We start from the raw sequence: 24,075 nt of genomic DNA on the forward strand, positions 1-24,075 counted from the left end.
AGCGTCAAGCTGGTAAGACCCCTCATAGACGATGAGGTTGATAGGTTCGGTGTGGAAGCGCGGCAACGCGTGGAGCTGACGAATACTAATCGGTCGAGGACTTATCCACACACGCTTGGCAAGCATGCAGATCTAGTTTTCAGCGAACGAACGAATAAAGCTGTATTCCTGATTACTTGCGAAAGTAATGGCGAATACAGCTTTTTTTTTTGCATGGAAAGACATGAAGGAGAGTGTGTGAAAGAGAGTCCGTGGATAAAAGGCGGCGAGCTGTTACAATCGGAAAAGACCCGCCAGCCATTATCGAAAGGAAACTCACGAAGGCCAGCCATCCGGGTTAATTTGTGCCATTTGCTTCATAATAACAGTGGGAAAGCTCTCAATATGTTGTTCCAGGTAACGTTCGACGAGAAAGCGTTCGGCAAAGCCATGAGACAGCGTCAATTCACCCCACCACTCTGTTTCGTATCGGCAGAGCATGCTGAGCAAATACAGCAAGAGGTAGTGACTGGCCCATTCTGGCAAAGGCAGCGACTCGGAAGGGCCATTCCAGAAAAATAGTTCATCGCCATAAAACCGGAACAGCGGATGCTGATCCAGGCAGGATAGGGCAGGCTGGGGGAGGAGCAGTTCCTTTCCAGTTGCGGTTCTCCATCGAATCTGCGCCATTGTCCAGGAGGGAGGAGCGTTCCTGTCAACGTAATGTGCGAAGGTCTCCGCCGAATAAGCCAACGGACCGTCAGGCTTGTCGGGAAAGGAGACGGAAAGCCACGGATCGCAGTGCGCAGTCAGTTTGCCAGAATCAGAGCGTGACGGATCGAAGTTTCTCCCCTGCAGGCAAATCCAAAGCGGCAAAGTGTCAGTGAGCATGGCAGTGGAGTGGCTCATAGCTGGTATGGAGAGAAACAAGTCTTGGACAATGTACCGGTCCTGCAGGGGGGAAAGATCGAAGAGATGGGCGAGGTGGGCGAAAAAACCCTCCTTTTGCGGCCGAATCTCATCCTCCAGCAGCGAATACGTGCTCCGCTTCAGCTTACGCGTAGTGACTCCATGCTGCAGCATACGGCTGTTTTGCGGATAGGCGGCGTCACGCGTCAACAGCATTCCTTTCAGCAGGTGTGTACAGCCATAAAACAGCAGCAACGGTTGAACGGATAGCTCGGCAGCTTCAGCCGTCGCATAAAAATGTCTGGCCTGCTTCCATAAATAAAGAAAGCGAGTGCTTTGCTGAAAGGCCAGACGGTCAGAATGCTCCAGCCCCATTTTCTCGTAGCAGGCAGCCAAAAACTTTCGGGAAGTAGGTTCTGTTTCCAAAAATCGAAGGGTTTTCCAGGCGCTATGCATAAGTATCCACCTTCAGTAATTTTCGTAAAACGGTTAATTAGAACAGGGTATTTTTTGATTTATCTGTATAATTCATTCTATACACGAACGTTGAATGCGATTCTTGACAGTAAATTAAGGCATTTGCTAAACTGTCTAAAACTATCACCGAGAGGAGCTTACTGCAGTGCGGGAAGATAAATTTGTAAAAGAAGGATTAACGTTTGACGACGTATTGCTCATACCGGCGAAGTCTGAAGTTTTGCCGCGGGATGTAGACCTGAAAACGAAGTTGAGCGATTCGGTTACCTTGAACATTCCCTTGATCAGTGCCGGCATGGATACGGTAACGGAATCTGCGATGGCCATCGCCATGGCACGTCAGGGTGGTATCGGGATTATCCACAAGAATATGTCCATCGAGCAGCAAGCAAGTGAAGTCGACCGCGTAAAACGTTCGGAGAGCGGTGTCATTACCAACCCGTTTTCCCTGACGCAAGATCATACGGTAGCGGATGCGGATGCGCTCATGGGCAAATACCGGATTTCCGGTGTGCCGATCGTGGATGAAGGCAAGCATTTGATCGGGATTTTGACCAACCGCGACCTGCGCTTTGTGCATGATTTCTCCACACCGATTCGTGAAGTCATGACCAAGGACAACCTCGTGACTGCCCCAGTGGGAACGACGCTGCAACAGGCAGAAGCGATCCTGCAAAAGCACAAGATCGAGAAACTGCCGTTGGTGGACGAGAACAATGTCCTGATGGGTCTGATCACGATCAAAGATATCGAAAAAGCCATCCAATACCCGAATGCTGCCAAAGACGCACAAGGACGCCTGCTGTGCGGTGCTGCGGTGGGGGTTTCCAGCGATACATTTGACCGTGCTGCCGCTCTGGTAAAAGCCGGTGTGGACGTACTGGTCGTCGATACGGCACACGGACATTCCCGCGGTGTGATCGAGACCGTAAAAGAAATCCGCAAAGCCTATCCTGACCTGACGATCGTGGCCGGAAACGTAGCTACCGGTGAGGCTACCCGCGATCTGATTGAAGCAGGGGCATCTGTGGTAAAAGTAGGGATTGGACCGGGTTCCATTTGTACTACCCGCGTCGTAGCCGGTATCGGGGTGCCGCAAATTACGGCGATTTACGATTGCGCCCGCGTGGCACGGCAGTACAATATTCCAATTATTGCCGACGGAGGCATTAAATACTCCGGCGATTTGCCAAAAGCGATTGGCGCTGGCGCCTCTGCCATCATGATCGGAAGCCTGTTTGCCGGAACGGAAGAAAGTCCGGGAGAATTCGAGATCTACCAAGGCCGTCGCTTCAAGGTATACCGCGGCATGGGCTCCATCGGGGCGATGAAAGCGGGAAGCAAAGACCGCTACTTCCAGGAAAACGCACAGAAGCTGGTTCCGGAAGGGATCGAAGGCCGCGTTCCTTACAAAGGGCCATTGGCTGATGTCACGTTCCAGATGATCGGTGGTCTGCGCGCCGGCATGGGCTATTGCGGTGCGAAAACGATTAACGATCTGATCGAAAACGCGCAGTTTGTACGCATCACGGGCGCGGGACTTCGTGAGAGCCATCCGCATGACGTCCAAATCACCAAAGAGGCTCCAAACTACTCAATTTCCTAGTAAACCATTTAGTTCTCTGGACCTAACCCCCTTTTTCCTTCTGGATTGAGGGGGTTTTTTCTGCACTTTGCTATCAATTACAGCTGGAAACAAACTTCAAGCGCACCCGCTAACTATGGTAAACTGGAATTGGTGTGTGCATGTAACGAGAAAAGCTATCGACAGAAACGGGAGAGTGAGAGAATCTAATGAAACGAAAGACATGGACGAAGCGCTTGACGGGCCTGTTCCTTTCTGTCGCTGTGTTCGCTACAGCAATGGGAGGAACTGCGTCAAAGGCCGAGGCAGCACCTGCAGCCGACCTACAACTGGCAGCCAAATCTGCCATTCTCTTAGAGGCATCAACGGGTAAAATTTTGTACAGCATCAATCCGGATGTACCACTGCCTCCTGCCAGCATGAGTAAAATGATGTCCGAATATCTCGTGCAAGAAGCGGTCAAGCAAAAGAAAATCAGCTGGGACGAGCAGGTTCCGGTCAGTGAATACGCCTTTTACGTGGCGAAAATCTCGGATGCGTCCGGTGTTTATTTGAATGCAGGCGAGTCTTTTACGGTCAGAGAGCTGTACAAGGCAATGGCTGTCGTTTCGGCCAACGATGCGACAGTTTTGCTCGCAGAAAAAGTAGCCGGCAGCGAGGCCAACTTCGTGCAGATGATGAATCAGAAGGCAAAAGAGCTGGGCATGACCAACACCTCCTTTGTGACCTCCACCGGTTTGCCGGCCAATGAGCTCGGTCCGTACTCCGTGCAGACAGACCAGGTAGAAAACCTGATGTCCGCCCGCGACTCGGCCATTCTCGCCCGTGCATTGATCCGCGATTTCCCGGAAGCGCTCGAGGTATCGAAAATTCCCCGACTGACGTTCCGCGAAGGAAAACCGGACCAATTGAAAAAAGCAAACTACAACTGGATGCTGCCTGACCTGAACAACTATTACCCTGGCGTCGACGGCTTGAAAACGGGCTACACCCAGGCAGCAGGCTACTGCTTTACCGGAACGGCGACGCGCGACAACATGCGCCTGATCTCCGTCGTCATGGGTACGGAAAGTGAAACGAAGCGTTTTGTGGAGACGAAAAAGCTGTTCGACTACGGCTTCAGCAACTTCAAGCTGACCAAGCAGTTGGACAAGGGTGCGACGGTCAAAGGTTTTGAGACCGCACCTGTGAAAAACGGTGTAGAACTGGAAGTCGGCGCTGTTACCGGCAACCAGGTAAACATGCTAACCAAGATTGGTTCCGAAGCGAAGTTCACCCCGACTGTGACCTTCCAGGAACTGACGGCGCCGATCAAGCAAGGTCAGGTGATTGGTAAGCTCGTTCTGAAAGAAGAAGGAACCAAGGACAGCGATTATCTGCAGCCGGAAGATGCCGAAAAAGCAGGCGTCGATCTCGTAGCGAGCCAGGAGGTCGAAGAAGGCAGCTGGATTCGTCTGTTCTTCCGCAGCATCATTCAATTTTTCAGCAACCTGTTCAGCAGCGCAACCGGAAAGTAAACAGGCTGATCCCCATCTCTTAGCGAGGCGGGGATTTTGCTTTTTTCTGGGGTTGAGAAAAAGGGGTTGTTTTTCTCGGTATCTTTCGTTTACAATGACCTTAACAATGAACCATAACACCACAGAACAGTTGTGGAGATACTTTTAGATATAGGGGGAAACAAGATGGTACAGGTAGGAACATCCCGCGTAAAAAAAGGTATGGCTGAAATGCAAAAGGGCGGCGTCATCATGGACGTTGTGAATGCCGAGCAAGCGAAGATCGCTGAGGCGGCTGGTGCGGTTGCTGTCATGGCACTGGAGCGCGTTCCTTCTGACATTCGTGCAGCCGGCGGGGTAGCGCGGATGGCTGATCTTAGCATCGTTGAAGAAGTGCTCAAGGCTGTGTCCATTCCGGTGATGGCAAAAGCGCGTATCGGTCATTTCGTGGAAGCGCGTGTTCTGGAATCTTTGGGTGTCGATTACCTCGACGAGAGCGAAGTGTTGACTCCTGCGGATGACTTGTACCATATCAATAAAAAAGAATTCACCGTTCCGTTCGTATGTGGCGCCCGCGACCTTGGCGAAGCGCTGCGCCGTATCGGTGAAGGAGCGTCGATGATTCGCACAAAAGGGGAGCCAGGGACCGGAAACATCGTGGAAGCCGTTCGCCATATGCGCACGATGATGGCGCAGATTCGCAAAGTACAGGCGATGTCCTACGACGAGCTGATGGCGGAAGCGAAAAACCTGGGCGCTCCGTACGAACTGCTGGAGCAGGTACACAAAACCGGGAAGCTGCCAGTCGTGAACTTTGCAGCAGGCGGCGTAGCGACTCCTGCGGATGCTGCCCTGATGATGCATCTCGGCTCCGATGGCGTGTTCGTCGGTTCCGGTATTTTCAAATCGGAAAATCCGGAGAAATTCGCCCGCGCGATCGTGGAAGCGACGGCCCACTACGACGATTACGAGCTGATTGCCCGCGTCTCCAAAGGACTGGGCAGCGCCATGACAGGCATCGAAATCTCCAAAATTCGCGAAGCAGACCGCATGCAAGAGCGCGGTTGGTAAGGTGAGCGCTATGAAAATCGGTGTACTGGCCTTGCAAGGCGCGGTAGCGGAACATGTACGCATGCTGGAAGCGGCCGGAGCGACAGCCGTTGCCGTCAAAAAAGTGGAAGAGCTGGACGATTTGGACGGGCTGGTCATCCCGGGCGGAGAGAGTACGACGATCAGCAAGCTCATGCACAAATACGGCTTCATGGAAGCCATCCGCCAGTTTGGCGAAGCGAAAAAGCCGATCTTCGGCACATGCGCCGGAGCCATTCTCCTGGCGAAGCAGATCAACGGACAGGACGATTGCCACCTCGGCCTGATGGACATCAAGGTCGAACGCAACGCATTTGGCCGGCAAAAGGATAGCTTCGAGGTCAACTTGCCGGTAGCGGGTGTCGCTGCTGATTACCCCGCCGTTTTCATCCGCGCCCCCTATATCATGGAAGTCGGAGAAAATGGGCAAGTGCTGGCGAAGTACGAAGAGAAGATCGTGGCCGCAAGAGAAGGGCATTATTTAGCGGCAGCGTTCCATCCGGAATTGACGGACGATCATCGCCTGCATCAATACTTTCTCGAGATGGTGAAAGAGTACCGCAGCTAGGGGCGGTACAGGCAAAAAGCTTTGCCGCCAAACGAAAACAAGTCTCGCTACGGCATCCTTTGTGATGCCGTTTTGCTTTGGAAGCATCCATCCGCAAGCGTACCCGGCAGGAAAACAAGCTGCAATCGCGACAGCCGCCCTTTACACAGGTATAGAACCTGTAGTACAGTTAACAATAGAAGCAAGAGTGAATGACAGAACGCAATGATGAGAACAAGTACTTCGCAAGAGCCTGGCCTAGAGAGTCGGTGGTGGGTGCAAACCGAACCGGTGTGCGAAGGAATCCATCTCGGAGTGGCAAAGGATAAACTTTGTCCGGCACCGTCCCGTTACGACGGAAGAGTGGACAGATGCGAACCGTTTGGGCGCATGTGTCAACGAGGGTGGCAACGCGGGTATCCAACACTCGTCCCTTACCAGGGGACGGGTGTTTTTTATTTTTTTCACATTCGATTCGGAGGGATTCAGACATGTTGGACGTAAAAGTATTGCGCCAGGATCTGGAGGAAGTCAGACGGCGCTTGGCACATCGCAATGAAGATATTTCGGCGCTGGACCAATTCGCCGAGGTAGATGAAAAAAGACGCCAGGTGATTCAGGAAGCCGATGCGTTGAAAAACAAACGCAATACAGTATCCGAGCAAGTAGCGGTGCTGAAGCGCAACAAGGAAAACGCGGATCACCTGATTGCAGAAATGAAAGAAGTAAATGACCGCATCAAAGTGCTCGACGAAGAGCTGCGCCAGCTGGATGAGCAGCTGGAACAAATTTTGCTGAGTCTGCCAAACCTGCCGCACGAGAGCACGCCGATCGGAACGTCCGAGGACGACAATGTGGTCGCATGGACGTGGGGAGAGCCGCGCAACTTTGGTTTTGAGCCGAAACCGCATTGGGATCTGGCCAGCCAGGCAGGCATTCTCGATTTTGAAACAGCGGCAAAGGTGACGGGGAGCCGGTTTGTGTTTTACAAAGGATTGGGTGCCCGCCTGGAGCGCGCCCTGATGAACTTCATGCTCGATCTGCATACGAACGAACACGGCTACGAAGAAGTGATTCCGCCGTACATCGTCAACCGCACGAGCATGACGGGGACCGGGCAACTGCCGAAGTTTGAAGAGGACGCATTCAAGCTGGATGGTCCGGATTACTTCCTGATCCCGACGGCTGAAGTTCCTGTCACCAACATGCACCGTGATGAAATTCTGGATGCGGCAGACTTGCCGCGCTACTATGCGGCGTACAGCGCATGTTTCCGTTCGGAGGCGGGCTCGGCCGGCCGCGATACGCGCGGGCTGATTCGCCAGCACCAGTTCAACAAGGTCGAGCTGGTCAAATTCACCAAACCGGAAGATTCGTATGAGGAACTGGACAAACTGGTGAAAAATGCGGAGAAGGTACTCCAGCTGCTGGGCTTGCCATACCGCGTCTTGAGCATGTGCACCGGCGATTTGGGCTTCACTGCCGCCAAGAAGTTCGACCTCGAAGTATGGATGCCGAGCAACAACACGTACCGGGAAATCTCGTCGTGCTCGAACTTTGAAGACTTCCAGGCGCGCCGCGCGAATATTCGCTTCCGCCGCGACAGCAAATCGAAGCCGGAATTCGTGCATACTCTAAACGGCTCCGGTCTTGCGATTGGCCGTACCGTTGCCGCGATCTTGGAAAACTATCAGGAAGCAGACGGAACGATCGTCATTCCGGAAGTGCTTCGTCCGTATATGGGCGGCGTAGACAAAATCGCTCCGAAATAACAGAACCGATTCAACAGACAGCCTTTGTGCCTACGGGACAAGGGCTGTTTTTTTTTTTGTGTTGTAGTACAGAATGGGAAAATTTAAAAAATATGTTGCACTGTATTAGTTGCTGTTATATAATAAAGGCAAATATTTAGAAAATTGTTTTAATACAGATGTGGAGGGAATGGAAATGAACTGCAACCGTTGTGAGGGAAACGGCGAACTTACGTGCACGAGATGTGGGGGAGTAGGTCATGATGAAAATGGGGCGGCTTGCCACTATTGCTTGGGCGATGGCCATGTGAGCTGCAGCCATTGCAGTGGGAGCGGGTATCAGGAGTAGAACCATTTTTTTTGCTCTATCTGTACTATAATACAAACAATTAATTGAATCTGTATCATAATAATGTTTTCTGATGGAGGAGGAGCTATCTTGAGTACAATTCCTACGAATCACTCTCCGCTTGAACTTAGCATTACCGGAGACATGCGGGAAGGTTTTAGCGACATTCTCACACCGGAAGCCATCCAGTTTATCCTCAAGCTGGAACAGAAGTTTGGCGACAGACGGCAGCAATTGCTGGCGTTGCGTCAGGAGCGGCAGCTGAAAATCGATGCAGGCGAGCTGCCGGATTTTTTGCCCCAGACAGCTGCGGTCCGCGAAGGAGACTGGACGGTCGCTCCTTTGCCTGCGGACTTGCTGGACCGTCGGGTGGAAATTACAGGACCTGCGGGCGATCGGAAAATGGTCATCAACGCTTTGAACTCCGGGGCGCGAATGTTCATGGCAGACTTTGAGGACGCGAACTCCCCCACTTGGGAAAACACGATACAGGGACAGATCAACATGAAGGACGCAGTGCGCCGCAACATCACCTACACCAGTCCGGAAGGCAAAAAGTACGCGCTGGCCGAGAAAACGGCTGTGCTGATTGTGCGTCCGCGCGGCTGGCATCTGGACGAAAAGCACATCACGCTCGATAGCAGACCGATCTCCGGCAGCCTGCTCGACTTCGGGCTGTACTTTTACCATAACGTCCATGCGCTCATCGCCAATGGAACCGGCCCTTATTTTTACCTCCCGAAGCTGGAAAGCCATCTGGAAGCGCGTCTGTGGAACGACGTATTCGTGTTCGCCCAGGATGAGCTGAACATTCCGCGGGGGACGATTCGGGCGACGGTGCTGATCGAGACAATCCTGGCTGCTTTTGAAATGGATGAAATCTTGTACGAACTGCGCGAACACAGCGCCGGACTGAACTGTGGGCGTTGGGATTACATCTTCAGCTACATTAAAAAGTTGCGCAATCAGCCGCATGTCATTACTCCGGACCGCGCCCAGGTGACGATGACGGTTCCTTTCATGAGAGCGTACACGTCGCTGGCCGTAAAAACGTGTCACAGACGGCAGGCTCCGTGCATCGGCGGCATGGCGGCGCAAATCCCGGTCAAGAACGACCCGGCCAAAAACGATGAGGCGATCGCCAAGGTGCGCGCGGACAAGGAGCGGGAAGCGTACGACGGGCACGACGGCACATGGGTCGCGCACCCTGCGTTGGTCCCGGTGGCGATGGAAGTGTTTAACCGCCTGATGAGAGAGCCGAATCAAATCTGGTACAAACGGGAGGACGTTCACGTGACGGCCGAAGACCTGCTGGCTGTACCAGAGGGTGAGATCACAGAGGAAGGCGTCCGCACGAATATCAGCGTCGGTCTGCAGTATATGGAGGCTTGGCTGCGCGGCTACGGTGCTGTTCCCATCAACAACCTGATGGAGGACGCGGCGACTGCGGAAATTTCCCGTGCCCAAGTGTGGCAGTGGATTCGCCATCCCCAAGGTATCCTGCAGGATGGACGCAAAGTGACGGAAGCGTTGGTCAAGCAGTGGCTGACGGAAGAGCTGCAGGCACTGAAAACAGCAATGGGAGCAGAGCGATACGGGACCAGCAAGTTTCCGCTCGCCGGGCAGCTGTTCCTGCAGCTGGTTACCGCAGATGAATTTGAAGACTTTTTGACGGTTCCCGGCTATCACTACCTCTCATAGGGACAGCATAGGGACGAGACCCGGTCGAGGGCTGCTGAGTGCGTGTTTCATTTCAATTCCAATATAAAAAAACGAGTGGGGGAAACGAAAATGAGCAAAGCAAACAAACAGGAAGCGATCCAACAGGTGGAGAAAAGCTGGGAAACCGAGCGTTTTCAAGGCATTACCCGTCCGTATACCGCAGAGGATGTCGTCCGTCTGCGCGGCACCGTCCATATCGAGCATACACTCGCAAAGCTGGGGGCAGAAAGGCTGTGGCATCTGCTGCACACCGAGCATCACATCAAGGCATTAGGTGCTCTGACCGGGAACCAGGCGATCCAGCAAGTAAAGGCAGGACTGAAGGCCATCTATTTGAGCGGCTGGCAGGTTGCGGCGGACGCCAATCTCTCCGGACAAATGTACCCGGATCAAAGTCTTTATCCGGCCAACAGCGTGCCCCACGTCGTCAAGCGCATCAACCAGGCGTTGCAGCGCGCCGATCAGATCGACCAGTCGGAGGGCCGCACCGATACGTATTGGTTCGCGCCGATTGTAGCTGACGCAGAAGCCGGCTTTGGCGGTCCGCTGAACGTATTTGAGCTGATGAAAAGCATGATTGAAGCGGGGGCGGCAGGGGTGCACTTCGAGGACCAGCTCGCTTCCGAGAAAAAATGCGGCCATATGGGCGGCAAGGTGCTCATCCCGACGCAGGCAGCCGTCCGCAACCTGATTGCCGCCCGTTTCGCGGCAGATGTCATGGGTGTCCCGACGATCATTGTGGCCCGCACCGACGCGAACGGCGCCTTCCTCATTACCAGCGACATCGACGAGCAGGATCAGCCGTTCCTCACCGGCGAGCGCACGCCAGAAGGATTCTTCCGCCTGCGCGGCGGTCTGGATGCTGCCATCGCCCGCGGCCTTGCGTACGCGCCGTATGCGGACCTGATCTGGTGCGAGACGTCCGAGCCGAACCTAGAGGAAGCACGCCGCTTTGCCGAAGCCATCCACGCGAAGTTTCCGGGCAAGCTGCTCGCCTACAACTGCTCCCCGTCGTTCAACTGGAAGAAAAAGCTCGACGAGGAAACGATCGCGCGCTTCCAGGAAGAGCTGGGCGAGATGGGCTACAAGTTCCAATTCGTCACGCTGGCTGGCTTCCACGCGTTGAACTACGGCATGTTCGAGCTGGCAAGAGGCTACCGCGACCGCGGCATGGCTGCCTACTCCGAGTTGCAGCAGGCAGAGTTCGCGAGCGAGCAGTACGGCTACACGGCAACCCGCCATCAGCGCGAGGTAGGCACCGGCTATTTCGACGAAGTCGCTCAGGTCATCGCCGGCGGCACTTCCTCCACGACAGCTCTGACCGGCTCTACCGAGGAAGAGCAGTTCGCTCATCAGTAAATCTTTATCAGACTAATAAAGACAACACCAAGGACCGGGAGCAATCGCTTCCGGTTCCTTTTTGGGAGGGAAGCGAGTGGCGACCGCAAGCGGGCACGGCTTGGGACACGGAGGGGGAAAGAAGGGAGCCGGGACAGCGGGGGAGGTGAGGGGCGCAGGCATTGGGTTGCACGACTGTTTGCCAAAAGCGGGGGAACTGAATATAATAATGAAGGAGGCAGGCAGCGGAAAAACGCTTTCCAGCCCAATACCTATGTCCCCGTAGCTCAGCAGGATAGAGCAACGGTTTCCTAAACTGTAGGTCGGAGGTTCGAATCCTCTCGGGGACGCCATACAGCTTCAAAACCTTTCTACGACGCGGTTCTCTGATTTCCAGAGAGCCGTGTTTTCGTTTATCACGGAAACAACCAGTCGACAACATTTCTCGTTCGCCAGTTACAAGGCAAAAAATGTGGTTTACAAATAAATGGTATTAATAGTATTGTTATCAACGCGCGCGATGGGTTGACGGCGTAAAGTGGTGTCGAGCCTATAGTTTGGAGGCGAATGTATGATTCGAGTGGTTCATGTACGAGGATTTGAAAACGATAGCATTGTTCCGTCGATGCTAAGTTTAGAGGATCGTATCGTTTTTCTGGTGCGCAAAAACATGCAGAATGAAGAAATGCATTTCGATAAGATTGTAAAATACCATGTACTTTCCAATGAGTTTGCTGAGTGGTCTTTTACAAAACCTGTTGGTATTGTAAGTAATCACGATAGTGGCAAGCATGTGATGTACTATGCCTCAACGGAATGGAAAAATCATGAAGTTAACATAGAATTTTATAACTTCGACTGTGATACATTTAAGAACACATTTGTCTGTTCAATAAATATGGAGGACAAAAGTGGGTCACATATTGGAGATTCAGATATAACGAATACTGAATTATATGGTATTGATGAACGCTTTTGTATTGTTGCGTTGCCGAATGTCAGTGATGATTCTAACGCTTCGATTTTTTCCCAAGTATTACTGTTAGATAGTGCCGAAAAGAGGCTTTATCAGATACCGAATATATTGGGCAATAATGATTTGTTTTGCAGGTTGGATCAATTGTATATCCAAAAATATAACGGAGAAACCTGTCTCTATTTGAAAACGGGAAGATGCACTGTATCAGAAAAAAGAAGAGCTTATCGGGTGCGTAATAAAAATAGTCTTGATAAGAGTCTGGATGGAAATGAGAGCATCATTTGTATAGAAATAAACAAGTTCATTAGTATGGTAAAAAGGGAAATACCAATCGGAATCGACTCGATCCTGGATTCATGTAAGAGCGAAAGTGCCTTCTCTATGATGAACGCTAATGGTCGAATTTTTTATGGCAGATACAATTTCGCCCATAACAACACGGAAATCATGGAGATTGCTTCTGGACAAATTCACAGGAAGCATACTGTAAAAGGGGTAGAAAACAGAGTAGTACAGTCGGATGGACGCTACTTCCTCATGAATGAACATGAGGGGAAACAGGTTCTACTCGACTTGGAGAGTGAAAAAACAATTTTTATTACTTCACCGGATGAAAGAATCATTACGGGCAACTTGAAGTATGTTATTACCAACAGATTTAGAACTAGTGAAATTTTTTATTACAATTTGTTAGAAAACTCTTCAAACAAGATAGGGACTGGGTTAACGGATTTTGATCCATCCAAAAATGAGCTCATTCTCTTCCATGAGTAGATTAGCAATGGTATAGGGAGGTTTCCGGAGTGCAGTATTTTCAAGGGATCATCGACGCGATCAACGGGCTTCCGGGCAAGCTGCTGCAGGTCGTGGCGACGGTCAACGAGCCGATTTACGCGTTGACGAAAACGCTGGTCGTGACGAACGTTTTATTGGGGATACTGGTCGTGACTTCGCTCGCGAATATTTACATGCTGTGGAGAAATGGCCGCAGATGACTGCCGGCAAGCGTTGAGGGCTGTCTGATGGGAGAGGGAGCCGTAAAAAGGGACGGGATGAAAGCGGGCGAATCGCAAGGCTCCGGCTGATTGGCGGGCTGATACTTGTAGATGAGCGATCGATTGAAGCAGGCACCACAGGGACATTCCTGGGGTGTATTTTTATTTCCGGACCGGCCGGAGCCGAAGCACGCAAGCAAACGGGCCGGGTCGACAATCCTTTCCATGCCTCGAGGAAAAGATGTCGCAGTACGGAGGAAAATGTTGGACCATCAAGAACTACTTATCAGTTACTTTTTCCAAATCGGGAAGACAAACAAAACGAGGGGAACGAGGGCCATGCGAATGCGTATCAGAACCGGCTTGTTAGCTGTTTGCTTGTTGACTCCTTTCCTGATGCCCCCGCCATTTGCCCAAGCGGCTACCCATGTGGAGGTTGCGGTCGATCAGCTGAATGTCCGCAGCGGTCCGGATGCAACTACCCAGATCGTTGGGATGATTGCCAAGTCGATGCGACTGCCGATCGTGCAGGAACAAAAAGATTGGACACAAGTGAAGCTCGCCAATGGCACGGCTGGCTGGATCAATAACAAATACGTCAAGAAGCTGGACATTCCGCAGATCAAGTACGTCAAAAGCAATGTCGGCATGCTGAATGTGCGGGCCGAACCGAACGCAACTGCGCAAATCTTGCAGATCATCGATCAAAACGGCGTATTCCTGCAATTGAAAAAACAAGGGGATTGGGCGCAAATCAAGCTGTCTGACAAAGCGAGCGGCTGGGTGAATGCGCGGTACTTGTCCGAGACGAGCGCACCTGCGCCAAAACCGGCAGCCACGCCGGTGCCAACGCCGTCATCGTCCGTGCCGACGACGCCAGCAGCAACGCCAGCGTCCACATCTGCCATACCAACATCATCGACACCAACACCCACGCCAGTCCCTGCAGCACCCGAATGGCCAAACGGCTCCTTCGATGGCCACAGTGCGGGAACGATCGTCTTAACCGAAGGGCATGAAGTATACACGGCACCGGACTTTCTGGCGACAGTCATCGGGCAGCTCGACGCGGGTACGACGGTCAGCTATTACGGGTATGCAGACGGCTGGTACTCCATCTACTACAACGGAACGTATTCGTACCTGTACAATCCGGTGGCGCAGGAGAACGCCATGCAGGGAAACTTCGCCATCGAGAACGTGCAGCAGGACAGCAGCGAGCAGAACAACTCCACCATTGACAGCGCCGCGCCGCCGCAGCCGGACGTATCACCAGAGACTGCAACTCTGGACACCGCATCCCCGGCAGCGTCCATCCGCGTGAAAAATGCCGACACGAATCTGCGGAGCGGCCCTGGCACGACCTATCCCGTCGTGGGGATCGTTCAGCCTGGACAAGTCTTTCCCATCGTGCAAGAGGAAGGCGACTGGTATTTGATCCGCAGGCCGGACAATACGACTGCCTACATCGCGGGATGGATTGTGGAGAAGATCGCACCAGTGGGCAGTGCGGGAAGTACGGGCAGTACAGGCGGCTTGTCCCCGAACGGCTCCGGAACGGCCCCTATCGGCTACAACCAGGGCATGGTCGGGAACGAATCCGTGTACATTTACCACACGCATAACCGGGAGTCTTGGCGCAATGTCGCGCGAAATACCCAAGGCAGCTCCGTAGATGACCCGGAAATCAACATAACGCTGGTCGGAAAGCGGCTGGGGGAACTGTTGAACGGCAAAGGCATCGCGGCGATGGTCAATCAGGATGACTTCGCGCAGAAGCTGGCAGAGCAAAAGAAAAGCTACGCCATGTCCTATACGGAATCGTACAAGGCAGTCATGGCAGCAGCGTCCGCCAGCCCGAACCTGAAATACATTTTCGATATTCACCGGGACAGCGATGAGCCGCGCAGCAAGGTCGCAATCACCTTGAACGGCAAGACGTATTCACGCATTTTGTTCGTCATCGGGACAGCCAACCCGACTTATCAGGAAAACAAGAAGCTGGCGGAAATCCTGCACGCCCGGCTAGAGGCTGCTTATCCCGGATTGTCGCGGGGAGTCATTTTGAAGGGAACCAACGAAGGAAACGGTGTGTACAACCAGTCCGTATCCCAGGGCAGCCTGCTGTTGGAGTTTGGCGGCACGAACAACACGCTGGAGGAGTGCTACAATACGGCAGAGGCTTTTGCCGATGTGTTCGTGAACTACATGCTGGAATCGCAAGTGGCGCTCAAGTAGCAGGCAAAAGACCCGGAAAAGCCGGTACTGGGCGACCGGGATTGTCTTGCCGCTGTTTTCAAAGCTCAGTCAGAAGTATGGCGGGGCTTTTTCCATGATGCAAAAAAGCTCCCTTCATCCGCATATGCGAGAGAAGGGAGCCTGTAGAGAAAAAGGGGAACCTGCGGCCAGGATGTCAGGCTGAAAAATGTATCAGACTGTTCAGCCAGGAGCCCCCAATATATCGAAGTCAATAGTCTTCTTCCTGCCGATTCCCGGACGCAAGAAACTGTACGGGCAGGGCAGCACTTGCGCATTCTTTTTTGAAGGATGGGAGAAAGAGAGTTATACTGAAATGGATAACGAGGTGATTTTGATGAAACAGTCCTCACTCTGTCCCAGGTTTGAAAAAGGCATGCAACTGCTGGGAAAACGGTGGACAGGGCTTATCTTGTATCAGCTGCTGGCGGGGCCGCAGCGATTTTGTGCACTGGAAGGAGCGCTGCCGGTCAGTGGGAGGCTTCTCTCGGAGCGGTTGAAGGATCTCGAGAAGGAAGGTCTTGTGCATCGGCAAGTGTTCACGGACTGTGCACCGGTGCGGGTGGAGTATTCCTTGACGGAGATGGGGTTGGCTCTGGAACCTGTACTCAAAGGAATTGAAGCCTGGTCTCAGACATGGATCGAGCTGGAGTCAAAAACAGCGACAGAATGATGCGACAAGAAAAAGCCGCCTGCCACAAACAGCGAACGATACCGCAGCTCGCAGCTGGTTTTTGCGACTGTAATAAAAATAGCCCGGTACGGCTTACACCGTTACCGGGCCATTCTGCTTTGTGAAGGACTTACAGCTTTTTGATCTCGTCTTTGAGCAGTTCGGACTGGGTGCCAAAGACCACTTGCACGCTGCCTTGGCCGAGCTTCATGACACCGGCTGCACCGAGTTCCTTCAGCCCTTTTTCATTGACGATCTTGTCATCCTTGAGCACGAGGCGCAGACGTGTGATGCACGCATCGACAGTGACGATGTTTTCTTTGCCGCCGATGAGGTCAAGTACCTTTTGGGCTTTATCCTGCATGGTGTTCGATCCTCCTGTTGTGCCGGCGTTGACATCGTCGTCTTCGCGTCCCGGCGTCTTGATGTTCATCTTCACGATCAGGATGCGGAAGAGGAAGTAGTAGACGACGGCGAACACCAGACCGATCGGAATGATCAGCCATGCGTTGGTGGAAAGCGGGAAGTTCAGCGCGTAGTCGATCAGGCCGGCGGAGAAGCCAAAGCCGTGCTTGATGCCCATCGCGGTCACGATGAAGCCGGATACCCCGGTTAAAATGGCGTGAATGACGTACAGCATCGGCGCTGCGAACATGAAAGCAAATTCAAGCGGCTCGGTAATCCCGGTCAAAAACGACGCGAGAGCCGCCCCGATGAAAACGGATGCGATGGCCTTGCGTTTTTCCGGCTTCGCCGTGTGAATGATGGCAAATGCGGCTGCAGGCAGCGCGAACATCATGATCGGGAAGAAGCCGGTCATAAACATACCAGCGGACTTGTCGCCGGCGAAGAAGCGGTTCAGGTCGCCGTGGACCACTTTTCCTGCGGCATCGGTAAAGTCGCCGATCTGGAACCAGGCGATGGCGTTGAGCACGTGGTGGAGACCAAACGGGATGAGCAAGCGGTTAAAGAAGCCAAACAGACCGGCACCGAGCGCACCCAGACCGACGATCCAGTTCCCCACGCTGTTCAGCGCGTCCTGGATGGGACCCCAGATGATTCCGAAAATCAGGCCGATGATGACCATGCAAAGCGATGTGATGATCGGTACGAAGCGTTTGCCCCCAAAGAAGCCGAGCCACTCTGGCAGCTTGATGTTGTGGTAGCGGTTGTAGCAGTAAGCGGCGACGCCACCGGCGAGAATCCCGCCGAGCACGCCCATGTTCAGCTTCGCATCGTCCGCGATGAACGGCATGGCAGCAGGGACTTTGGCCAGCACGGCAGTCAGCACCATGTAGGCAATGACGGCAGCGAGGGCGGCCACGGCGTCTCCGGCCAGGCCGATGGCGACACCGACGGCGAAGATCAGCGGCAAGTTATCAAAAATGGCAGATCCTCCGGCAAGCAGGAAAGGCGCGATGTACTGGTTCAGGAAACCGCCAACAGCCGATCCAAGGTGAAACTCGGTCTCGTAGTTGATGGCCCCGAAGCGGAGCAGCAGCGCGGCTGCCGGCAACGTGGCGACTGGGAGCATCAGTGCTTTCCCAATCTTTTGCAAAAAGGCGAGCATAAGGAAAACCTCCTTGAAATGAGATGTATATCAGCAAGTCGTTCTCCGGATAAATGCGGAGGATAAGAGCAAGAAGAATGCCCGAAGGACGACTACTCTGATCGGATTGGTTGAAATCGCTTACAAGATGGCGGGAAAAACAACAAAACAGTTAGTCTGCTTTGTTGTTCAGGAACACAGCGGCTTCACCAACAGAAGCGGAGAGGAGCGGGTCTGCGATGGCGGTGGCTCACCGTCCGCTCCTGCGGCTGCCAATCAGCTTCTGAATTCCTGCATGAAGAGCCAGCCTGATTATTTCAAAATGACGGTCATGAGCGGCTCCTGGCCTGCCTGCACGGTAGTTTTGGCGACCACATTTTTTTCCGCGACGACATCGCCGTTGGTAATGACAATCGGGGTGACGGTCGGACAGCCGGATTCCTGCAGGACGGCCGGGTCAAACTGGATCAGCTTGTCGCCGGCTTTGACCTGATCGCCGACGGATACGAACGGCGTGAAGCCTTTTCCTTGCAATTTGACGGTGTCGATCCCGATGTGTATGAGTATCTCCAGGCCGGTATCGCTGGTCAGCCCGATTGCGTGATGCGTGGGAAACAGGTGCGTCACTCTCGCGTCAATCGGGGAAAGCAAAAGCCCTTCCGATGGCTGGATCGCTGCGCCATCGCCGACGACCTTTTGGGAAAAGACGGGATCAGGCACTTCGGACAGCGGCACGACCGTACCCGTCAATGGGGCCAGAAACGTCACTTCTTGCTGTTTTTTACGGGAAAACAAACTGCGTAGCATAAGCTCCTCCTTCTGCGTTGAACGAAAAATAGGCATGAGCAGGCTGAAAACAATGGACATCCTTACTATGTCCGAATGTTCACGCCGCTCATGCCTAGTCGAACCAGTAACACGCAGGCTATTCTTCGATTTATTGTTCCAGCAAACGAAAGACATGCACGGCCATGTAGCCGATTTCATCCTCGGGCACCGTCACTTCCAGACGGGTCGAAATGTATTCGGCCAGTTCAGAGGCCAACTCATAGGCTTCCGGAATCGTTGTTTTCACCCGGTCCAGCAGGGGATTGCGAATGGACTTCTGCTGGCGGATACGCTCTACAGCAAAACGCAGGTGCGTAATCAGGCGGACGTAGTCGACGGTACTGCGCTCAATGGTCTTGCCTGTCCGCTGCTCGATGATGGACACCAATTCGCTGATGATGTTGGCGAATCGGACGGCCTTGCTGACCGGCATATAGCTGATCGCCGAGTGGATGTGCAAAGCCAGAAACCCGATCTCGCTCTCGGGAATGTCCAGTGCGAACGCCTTTTTGATCATGTCTGCGGCCCGTTTGGCCAGCGCGTACTCTTTGGCGTACAGCGTCTGCACTTCAAACAGGAACGGATTGACGATCTCCATGCCGTTTCGCAGCCGATAGATCGCGAACTGGATATGGTCAGGCAACGCGACGTGCACGTGCTCGTTGATTTTCGGAGTGATCTCGCTGGCTACCAGCGCAATGATCTCCTCCGCAATCCCGACGACAGCGGGGTCCACCTGGCTAAGAATGGTCTGATACTGCTTTTGATGGCTTTCGCTTTCCAATCGAAAACGTTTCTCCACACGGGGATCATGGGCAGGGATGGTGTTCCCGGGCTTTGCGCCGAAGCCGATGCCTTTTCCGAACAGCACGATCTCCTGCCGGGAGTCAGGCTCTTCGACGAGGACGACGTTGTGGTTCAATACACGTGTGATCGCATATACTTTTTCCTGCTCGCGGGACAACCAATTCCACCACCTTTAGACCAGAGACGGTTACTTTCCACAAAAAAGAGCCGAAAAAACCTTTTTAGTACATAAAAAGATCTTCTCGGCTCATGCCTGCATGACCAGTAACACGCCTGTGTGAAAACGTTTCAATTGATTTTATCATAGCTTACGTTTTTCAGGTTGTCAATCACCCTGAAACCGTGGCAATCTCCCGCTATGTCTTCCCTGCTGAAGCCAGGCCGCCAGCTTGCCCGGTCATTTCGTGAACTTGTCTGCGATCGTGGAGGCACAGAACGAGTTCGGCTTGATTTCTGCCCGGAAATGGTTTGTCTCTGCCAAGCTAAGCAACGACTGGATAAATTTACGGGTAGGGCCGTTCGTGCCGATGTCAAAGTGCAGGCGGATCGGCGTGTCGAGCTGTCGGTCGCGCAAGTATTGGCGCAACTCGGTAGCGAGGCCGACTGCGTACATCGCCTCCTGAAAAATCCGCTGCTGCAGGGAAGAGTAGCGCCGCTCCTGAAATTTGTGATAAAAGAAGGTGCCTCCGTGACCAGGGCGAATGACCGTGATGACGAGGGCGAAGAATGTACCGCGGCTTTTGAGCTGTGAATCGGCTCCGACGATAATCTCAAAAGGACCGGTCATTGACGAGATGGTCTGCTCGATGTGGGAGAATACATCCGCCTTGGCAAGCAGCCCTCTGGTCGGACTGTGGAAACAATCGAACAAGGTACTGGCAGAGGTTAAGCCCACTCACATCCCTCCAGGTAGAGGCAATCTGTAGAATCCATACATGCTGCGTACATTATTAATGTATGTAATCGCGCAGAGAGTATGTGAACAAGTAGGGCAAAAAACTTGTCAGGCAAACGATACAGTCGGTGATTGGCGGAAATACCCGGCATTGTCCCGGGGACACAGGCTGTTTTATAGAGACTTCAGGAAAGCCGGAAGGTATCTTTTGGGGAGAAAAGTAGTTTGTCTGCATGCGAAAATCATTTGAGAAATCATAATTGTCCCAGAGAAGTAGCCGATGATTGGTCAATAACGGTATGATGGACAATAGCTCTGCTATGAAAAAACGACGCAGGAGGCTTACGCAGTGATAGAAGCGGATCTGCAAACGCACGAAGCATTCATGAAGGCAGCCATGGAAGAAGCGGCAAAGGCTGCCGCAATCGGCGAAGTGCCGATTGGCGCCGTCATCGTCCGCGACGGGGAAATCGTTGGGCGCGGATACAATTTGCGGGAGACGCAAAAAGACCCTACGCTGCACGCCGAGATGATCGCTATCCGCGAGGCGAGCGAGCGTCTGGGCGGGTGGCGGCTGATCGGCTGCTCCCTCTACGTCACGCTGGAGCCGTGCCCGATGTGCGCGGGAGCCATCGTCCAGAGCCGGATCGAGCAGGTCGTGTACGGGGCGTCTGATCCGAAGGCGGGATGTGCCGGCACGCTCATGAATCTGCTCGCGGAGCCGCGCTTCAACCATCAGGTCCCGGTCGTCGAGGGTGTCCTCGCCGATGAGTGCGGCCAGATGCTGAAAGACTTTTTTCGCGGACTGCGCGAGAAGCGCCAGTCCAGGGATAAGAGTCGCTCTTCGTCCGGGGAGTAGACGAAAACCGCCCGGCAGCTTCTTTGCCTGCCGGGCAGTTCGTTTGTCATTATCTGTGGTTTTGCAGCATGTCCAGCTCTTCCTCGGTCAGCTCGCGGTACTCCCCCGGCTTGAGCGCGGGGTCCAGATGCAAAGAGCCCATGCGAATGCGCTGCAGGTAGGTGACGTACAGGCCAAAGGCGGCAAACATGCGCTTGACCTGATGGAACTTGCCTTCCATGATCGTGACGCGAACCTCGGACGTCTCTCCAGACGAGATGATTTCCAGCTTGGCCGGAAGCGTCGTGAAATCTTCCAGTTCGACGCCTTTGGCAAATTCCTGGACGTGCTGCTCCGTTACCCGGCCGTCGATGCGGGCGAAATACTCCTTGTCCACTTTCTTCTTTGGAGACAGCAGGCTGTGAGAAAGCTGACCATCGTTCGTCAATAGGAGCAAACCTTCCGTGTCGATGTCGAGCCGTCCGACTGGGTGCACTTTGATCGCCCACTCGTACGGCAGCAGATCCACGACAGTCTCATGGACGTTGTCCTCCGTGGCGGAGACGACCCCTGGCGGCTTGTTCAACATGACGTATACCCAGCGCTTGAAGTTGAGCGGCTCTCCATCCACGACAATCTCCTGCTCTTCACCGATGACGTGCATGCCGGGATCGGTGGCGACGACACCGTCGACGACAACCAGCCCTTGCTTGACCAGTGCCTTGACTTCCTTGCGCGTGCCGAGCCCCATATTGGCCAGCACTTTATCCAAACGTTCACGTTTCATGTATGTTCCCCACTTTTCTTCTAATAGAACAGGTGCATGGTTATTAGTTTGGCCCAATGCCGCGCGCAAATCAAGGGGAATACGTAATTTTGGCCTTGCAATTATCTCATTCATTTGCTATAGTTAGTAATGTTTCTGATTGGAATTTCATATGGAGAGATACCCAAGTGGTCATAAGGGGACGCACTCGAAATGCGTTAGGCGTCGTGAGGCGTGCGTGGGTTCGAATCCCACTCTCTCCGCTTCCTTTGAACCAATAAGAGGACATCTGAAAGCCAGGATGTCCTCTTATTTATTTTTTTTCGCGTTGTGGCTCCCGGAAAAGGAACGGCAGGGAAAGCGGAAGATTGGGTGTGAGAACTGCCAAATCCTTTGTATAATCGGTATAAGGACGTGCCGCCGCAGCCACGGAATGGCTCTATTTCACATCCTCATAGACGATGCGCACACCCAGATGCGCAAGGGTCTCTTCACGGTAATGGCCGTGGGGGCACGCTTTTTCACAGTGCCATTCATCGCTATGGGAAAGCAACGGTTCGTTGCAGGTCGGACAGCGGTGTTGGAAGATCGATTTTAATAATCGGATCATTATATCACCTTATTCACATTAAATTACTTGGAATTATTGTACCCGAGATGTCTGCGTTTGAAAAGTATTCAAACTATTTTTATGTCAGCGTCAGGTGGGAATGGGGGGAGGAAGCATGGACGTTCTGCTGTTTGTACTCATGTTGACGCTGGGATTGATCGGCTCCTTCTTTTCCGGCTTGCTCGGCATTGGCGGGGCGATCATCAATTATCCGATGCTGCTGTTCGTGCCGGACTGGCTGGGGGTGGCCCATTTCAGCCCGCAGGAGGTCTCGGCGATCTCCATGTTCCAGGTGTTTTTTGCCTCGCTGTCCGGGGTGCTGGCCTTCCGCAGGCGCAACGGGAAAGACTCGCCGCTCATTCACCGGGGACTCGTCAAGGATATGGGCATCAGCATCCTGGCGGGGAGCCTGCTCGGCGGCATTTTCTCCAAATTTTTGTCGGCGCAGAGCATCAACTTCGTCTACGGCATTCTGGCGATCGCGGCCGTCGTGCTCATGCTTATCAAAAACCGTGGAAGCGAAAGAATAACAGCCGAGGTCAGCTACAACCGGAGCATCGCGATTCCGTCCGCTTTTATCGTCGGCATCATGTCAGGGATCGTCGGCGCGGGCGGATCGTTTGTCCTCATCCCGATCATGCTGACGGTGTTGAAGATCCCGACCCGGATCACGATCGCCTCGTCGTTAGCTATCGTATTCATCTCCGCCATTGGAGGTGTGCTGGGCAAATTGACTGCGGGTCATATACCGATATGGCCGGTGCTGTTCACCGTGATCGGCAGCGTGATCGGAGCGCCGCTGGGCAGCAGGGCCAGCGCCGGAATCAATGTGAACGTCCTGCGTTACGGCCTGCTCATCCTGATCTGTGCGACTGCCATCAAAATCTGGAGCGGCATTTTGTAAGCGTAAGATGCGGTGGAGCTGCTGGCAGGGAGCCGCCAACTCGACAACGGAAAGGGTGTCTGTATGGATTTCATGACTATTCTCTTGATCATCGCCTATGCTGTCACGACCTGGTATTTGGTCACTCGCTTTATGCCGGTGAAAGGGCTGCGAAATTTAACTGCGGAACAATTCAGGCAGCGGGTCAACCAAAAGAGCGGAGTCGTGCTGATCGACGTGCGAGAGCCGCATGAATACAAGCGGGGGTATATTCCTACCGCCGTCAACATTCCCCTGTCCCAGCTTGGCAAGCGCGTCAAGGAAATCTCCAGCAAAAACGAGGTGTTGCTCTACTGCCGCAGCGGCATGCGGAGCAAGCAGGCGGCGAAAATTTTGAGCAAGCACGGCTTTACCAACATGGCTCATTTAAAAGGCGGGATCATGACATGGCAAGGGGCTATCAAGAAAAAGTAACGACAAAGCCCCGCGGAAGAAGAAAGAACCGGGTGGCAGGCGGATATTCTGATTGAAGCCGTGAAGGGCAACGAGCGTGCTGTTTTTGAAAAAATGGATAGATTCCTCAGATTTGGGCAGCAACCTTTGGCAGCATGTCGTGGCAATCGCAGGACGTGTACTGGAAACCCTGATCGTCGTGAACGATCAGTCCGGTCACGTCCTTTTCCTTTTCAAAGACATTCATGAAGTCCCTTCCGATATTGTTGATAGTGATGTTAAACCAAAAGGATAAGCGCGT

General features: G+C 53.3%; 20 protein-coding genes, 2 tRNA genes, 1 rRNA gene and 1 other annotated feature. Of the genes, 17 read left to right on the forward strand and 6 right to left on the reverse strand.

Annotated elements, in window-relative coordinates; all coding sequences use genetic code 11:
- Positions 1–109 (forward strand): 23S ribosomal RNA (locus tag ACFSO0_RS09040); the annotation flags it as partial.
- Positions 110–315: 206 nt separating this feature from the next.
- On the opposite strand, the gene ACFSO0_RS09045 is transcribed toward ACFSO0_RS09040, so the two are convergent.
- Positions 316–1,344: a YaaC family protein gene (locus tag ACFSO0_RS09045; RefSeq protein ID WP_376879136.1), complete on the reverse strand. Its 1,029-nt coding sequence runs from the start codon at positions 1,342–1,344 to the stop codon at positions 316–318.
- 166 nt (positions 1,345–1,510) lie between these two features.
- Between ACFSO0_RS09045 and guaB the strand changes: the two genes are divergently transcribed.
- The 12 genes from guaB (at position 1,511) to ACFSO0_RS09105 (ending at position 16,145) form a co-directional block, all read left to right on the forward strand.
- Entirely contained in the window at positions 1,511–2,971 is a 1,461-nt protein-coding gene (gene guaB, locus ACFSO0_RS09050; protein WP_376879138.1) for an IMP dehydrogenase, read from the forward strand.
- Between the two features lie 188 nt (positions 2,972–3,159).
- Complete coding sequence (locus ACFSO0_RS09055) at positions 3,160–4,467, forward strand: D-alanyl-D-alanine carboxypeptidase family protein (RefSeq protein ID WP_376879140.1); 1,308 nt, start codon at positions 3,160–3,162, stop codon at positions 4,465–4,467.
- A 165-nt stretch (positions 4,468–4,632) separates the two neighbouring features.
- Positions 4,633–5,517: a pyridoxal 5'-phosphate synthase lyase subunit PdxS gene (gene pdxS / locus ACFSO0_RS09060; protein WP_376879142.1), complete on the forward strand. Its 885-nt coding sequence runs from the start codon at positions 4,633–4,635 to the stop codon at positions 5,515–5,517.
- 10 nt (positions 5,518–5,527) lie between these two features.
- Positions 5,528–6,103, forward strand: coding sequence for a pyridoxal 5'-phosphate synthase glutaminase subunit PdxT (gene pdxT / locus ACFSO0_RS09065; protein WP_376879144.1), 576 nt, complete (start codon positions 5,528–5,530; stop codon positions 6,101–6,103).
- A 195-nt stretch (positions 6,104–6,298) separates the two neighbouring features.
- Positions 6,299–6,520: a binding site (T-box leader), on the forward strand.
- 53 nt (positions 6,521–6,573) lie between these two features.
- Positions 6,574–7,854: a serine--tRNA ligase gene (gene serS, locus ACFSO0_RS09070; RefSeq protein WP_376879147.1), complete on the forward strand. Its 1,281-nt coding sequence runs from the start codon at positions 6,574–6,576 to the stop codon at positions 7,852–7,854.
- 418 nt (positions 7,855–8,272) lie between these two features.
- Positions 8,273–9,883: a malate synthase A gene (aceB, locus tag ACFSO0_RS09075; RefSeq protein WP_376879149.1), complete on the forward strand. Its 1,611-nt coding sequence runs from the start codon at positions 8,273–8,275 to the stop codon at positions 9,881–9,883.
- 90 nt (positions 9,884–9,973) lie between these two features.
- On the forward strand, positions 9,974–11,263 hold the full coding sequence (aceA, locus tag ACFSO0_RS09080) for an isocitrate lyase (protein WP_376879151.1): 1,290 nt from the start codon (positions 9,974–9,976) through the stop codon (positions 11,261–11,263).
- Positions 11,264–11,518: 255 nt separating this feature from the next.
- Positions 11,519–11,595, forward strand: a tRNA-Arg gene (locus ACFSO0_RS09085).
- Positions 11,596–11,813: 218 nt separating this feature from the next.
- Positions 11,814–12,995 carry a hypothetical protein gene (locus ACFSO0_RS09090; protein WP_376879153.1) on the forward strand — a complete coding sequence of 394 codons (1,182 nt, stop codon included), beginning with the start codon at positions 11,814–11,816 and terminating at the stop codon, positions 12,993–12,995.
- A 29-nt stretch (positions 12,996–13,024) separates the two neighbouring features.
- Positions 13,025–13,216, forward strand: coding sequence for a hypothetical protein (locus ACFSO0_RS09095; protein ID WP_376879156.1), 192 nt, complete (start codon positions 13,025–13,027; stop codon positions 13,214–13,216).
- Positions 13,217–13,555: 339 nt separating this feature from the next.
- Complete coding sequence (gene spoIIP, locus ACFSO0_RS09100; RefSeq protein ID WP_376879159.1) at positions 13,556–15,454, forward strand: stage II sporulation protein P; 1,899 nt, start codon at positions 13,556–13,558, stop codon at positions 15,452–15,454.
- 355 nt (positions 15,455–15,809) lie between these two features.
- Positions 15,810–16,145, forward strand: coding sequence for a winged helix-turn-helix transcriptional regulator (locus ACFSO0_RS09105; RefSeq protein WP_376879162.1), 336 nt, complete (start codon positions 15,810–15,812; stop codon positions 16,143–16,145).
- Positions 16,146–16,275: 130 nt separating this feature from the next.
- Here ACFSO0_RS09105 and nagE read toward each other — a convergent pair whose 3' ends face one another.
- The 4 genes from nagE to ACFSO0_RS09125 all read right to left on the reverse strand — a co-directional run bounded on the left by nagE (position 16,276) and on the right by ACFSO0_RS09125 (position 20,224).
- Positions 16,276–17,715, reverse strand: coding sequence for an N-acetylglucosamine-specific PTS transporter subunit IIBC (gene nagE / locus ACFSO0_RS09110; RefSeq protein ID WP_376879164.1), 1,440 nt, complete (start codon positions 17,713–17,715; stop codon positions 16,276–16,278).
- A gap of 291 nt (positions 17,716–18,006) precedes the next feature.
- On the reverse strand, positions 18,007–18,501 hold the full coding sequence (locus ACFSO0_RS09115) for a PTS sugar transporter subunit IIA (RefSeq protein WP_376879166.1): 495 nt from the start codon (positions 18,499–18,501) through the stop codon (positions 18,007–18,009).
- A 130-nt stretch (positions 18,502–18,631) separates the two neighbouring features.
- On the reverse strand, positions 18,632–19,486 hold the full coding sequence (gene glcT, locus ACFSO0_RS09120; RefSeq protein ID WP_376879168.1) for a glucose PTS transporter transcription antiterminator GlcT: 855 nt from the start codon (positions 19,484–19,486) through the stop codon (positions 18,632–18,634).
- Positions 19,487–19,726: 240 nt separating this feature from the next.
- Entirely contained in the window at positions 19,727–20,224 is a 498-nt protein-coding gene (locus ACFSO0_RS09125) for a ribonuclease H-like YkuK family protein (protein WP_376879170.1), read from the reverse strand.
- Positions 20,225–20,576: 352 nt separating this feature from the next.
- Between ACFSO0_RS09125 and tadA the strand changes: the two genes are divergently transcribed.
- Positions 20,577–21,083, forward strand: a complete 507-nt coding sequence (gene tadA, locus ACFSO0_RS09130) for a tRNA adenosine(34) deaminase TadA (protein ID WP_376879341.1) — start codon at positions 20,577–20,579, stop codon at positions 21,081–21,083.
- Between the two features lie 49 nt (positions 21,084–21,132).
- Here the strand turns inward: tadA and ACFSO0_RS09135 are convergent, their stop codons facing one another.
- Positions 21,133–21,849, reverse strand: coding sequence for a pseudouridine synthase (locus ACFSO0_RS09135; RefSeq protein WP_376879172.1), 717 nt, complete (start codon positions 21,847–21,849; stop codon positions 21,133–21,135).
- Positions 21,850–22,002: 153 nt separating this feature from the next.
- On the opposite strand from ACFSO0_RS09135, the gene ACFSO0_RS09140 reads away from it, so the two are divergent.
- The 3 genes from ACFSO0_RS09140 to ACFSO0_RS09150 all read left to right on the forward strand — a co-directional run bounded on the left by ACFSO0_RS09140 (position 22,003) and on the right by ACFSO0_RS09150 (position 23,795).
- Positions 22,003–22,091 (forward strand) — tRNA-Ser (locus tag ACFSO0_RS09140).
- Positions 22,092–22,553: 462 nt separating this feature from the next.
- Positions 22,554–23,342, forward strand: a complete 789-nt coding sequence (locus ACFSO0_RS09145; protein ID WP_376879175.1) for a sulfite exporter TauE/SafE family protein — start codon at positions 22,554–22,556, stop codon at positions 23,340–23,342.
- Between the two features lie 63 nt (positions 23,343–23,405).
- The gene (locus tag ACFSO0_RS09150; RefSeq protein ID WP_376879178.1) at positions 23,406–23,795 is read left to right on the forward strand and encodes a rhodanese-like domain-containing protein; all 390 of its coding nucleotides are present in this window, start codon (positions 23,406–23,408) and stop codon (positions 23,793–23,795) included.
- The last annotated feature ends 280 nt before the right edge of the window (positions 23,796–24,075 follow it).

Origin of the sequence: Brevibacillus sp. GCM10020057 (genome assembly GCF_042683565.1) — a bacterium.
Lineage (GTDB): Bacteria > Bacillota > Bacilli > Brevibacillales > Brevibacillaceae > Brevibacillus.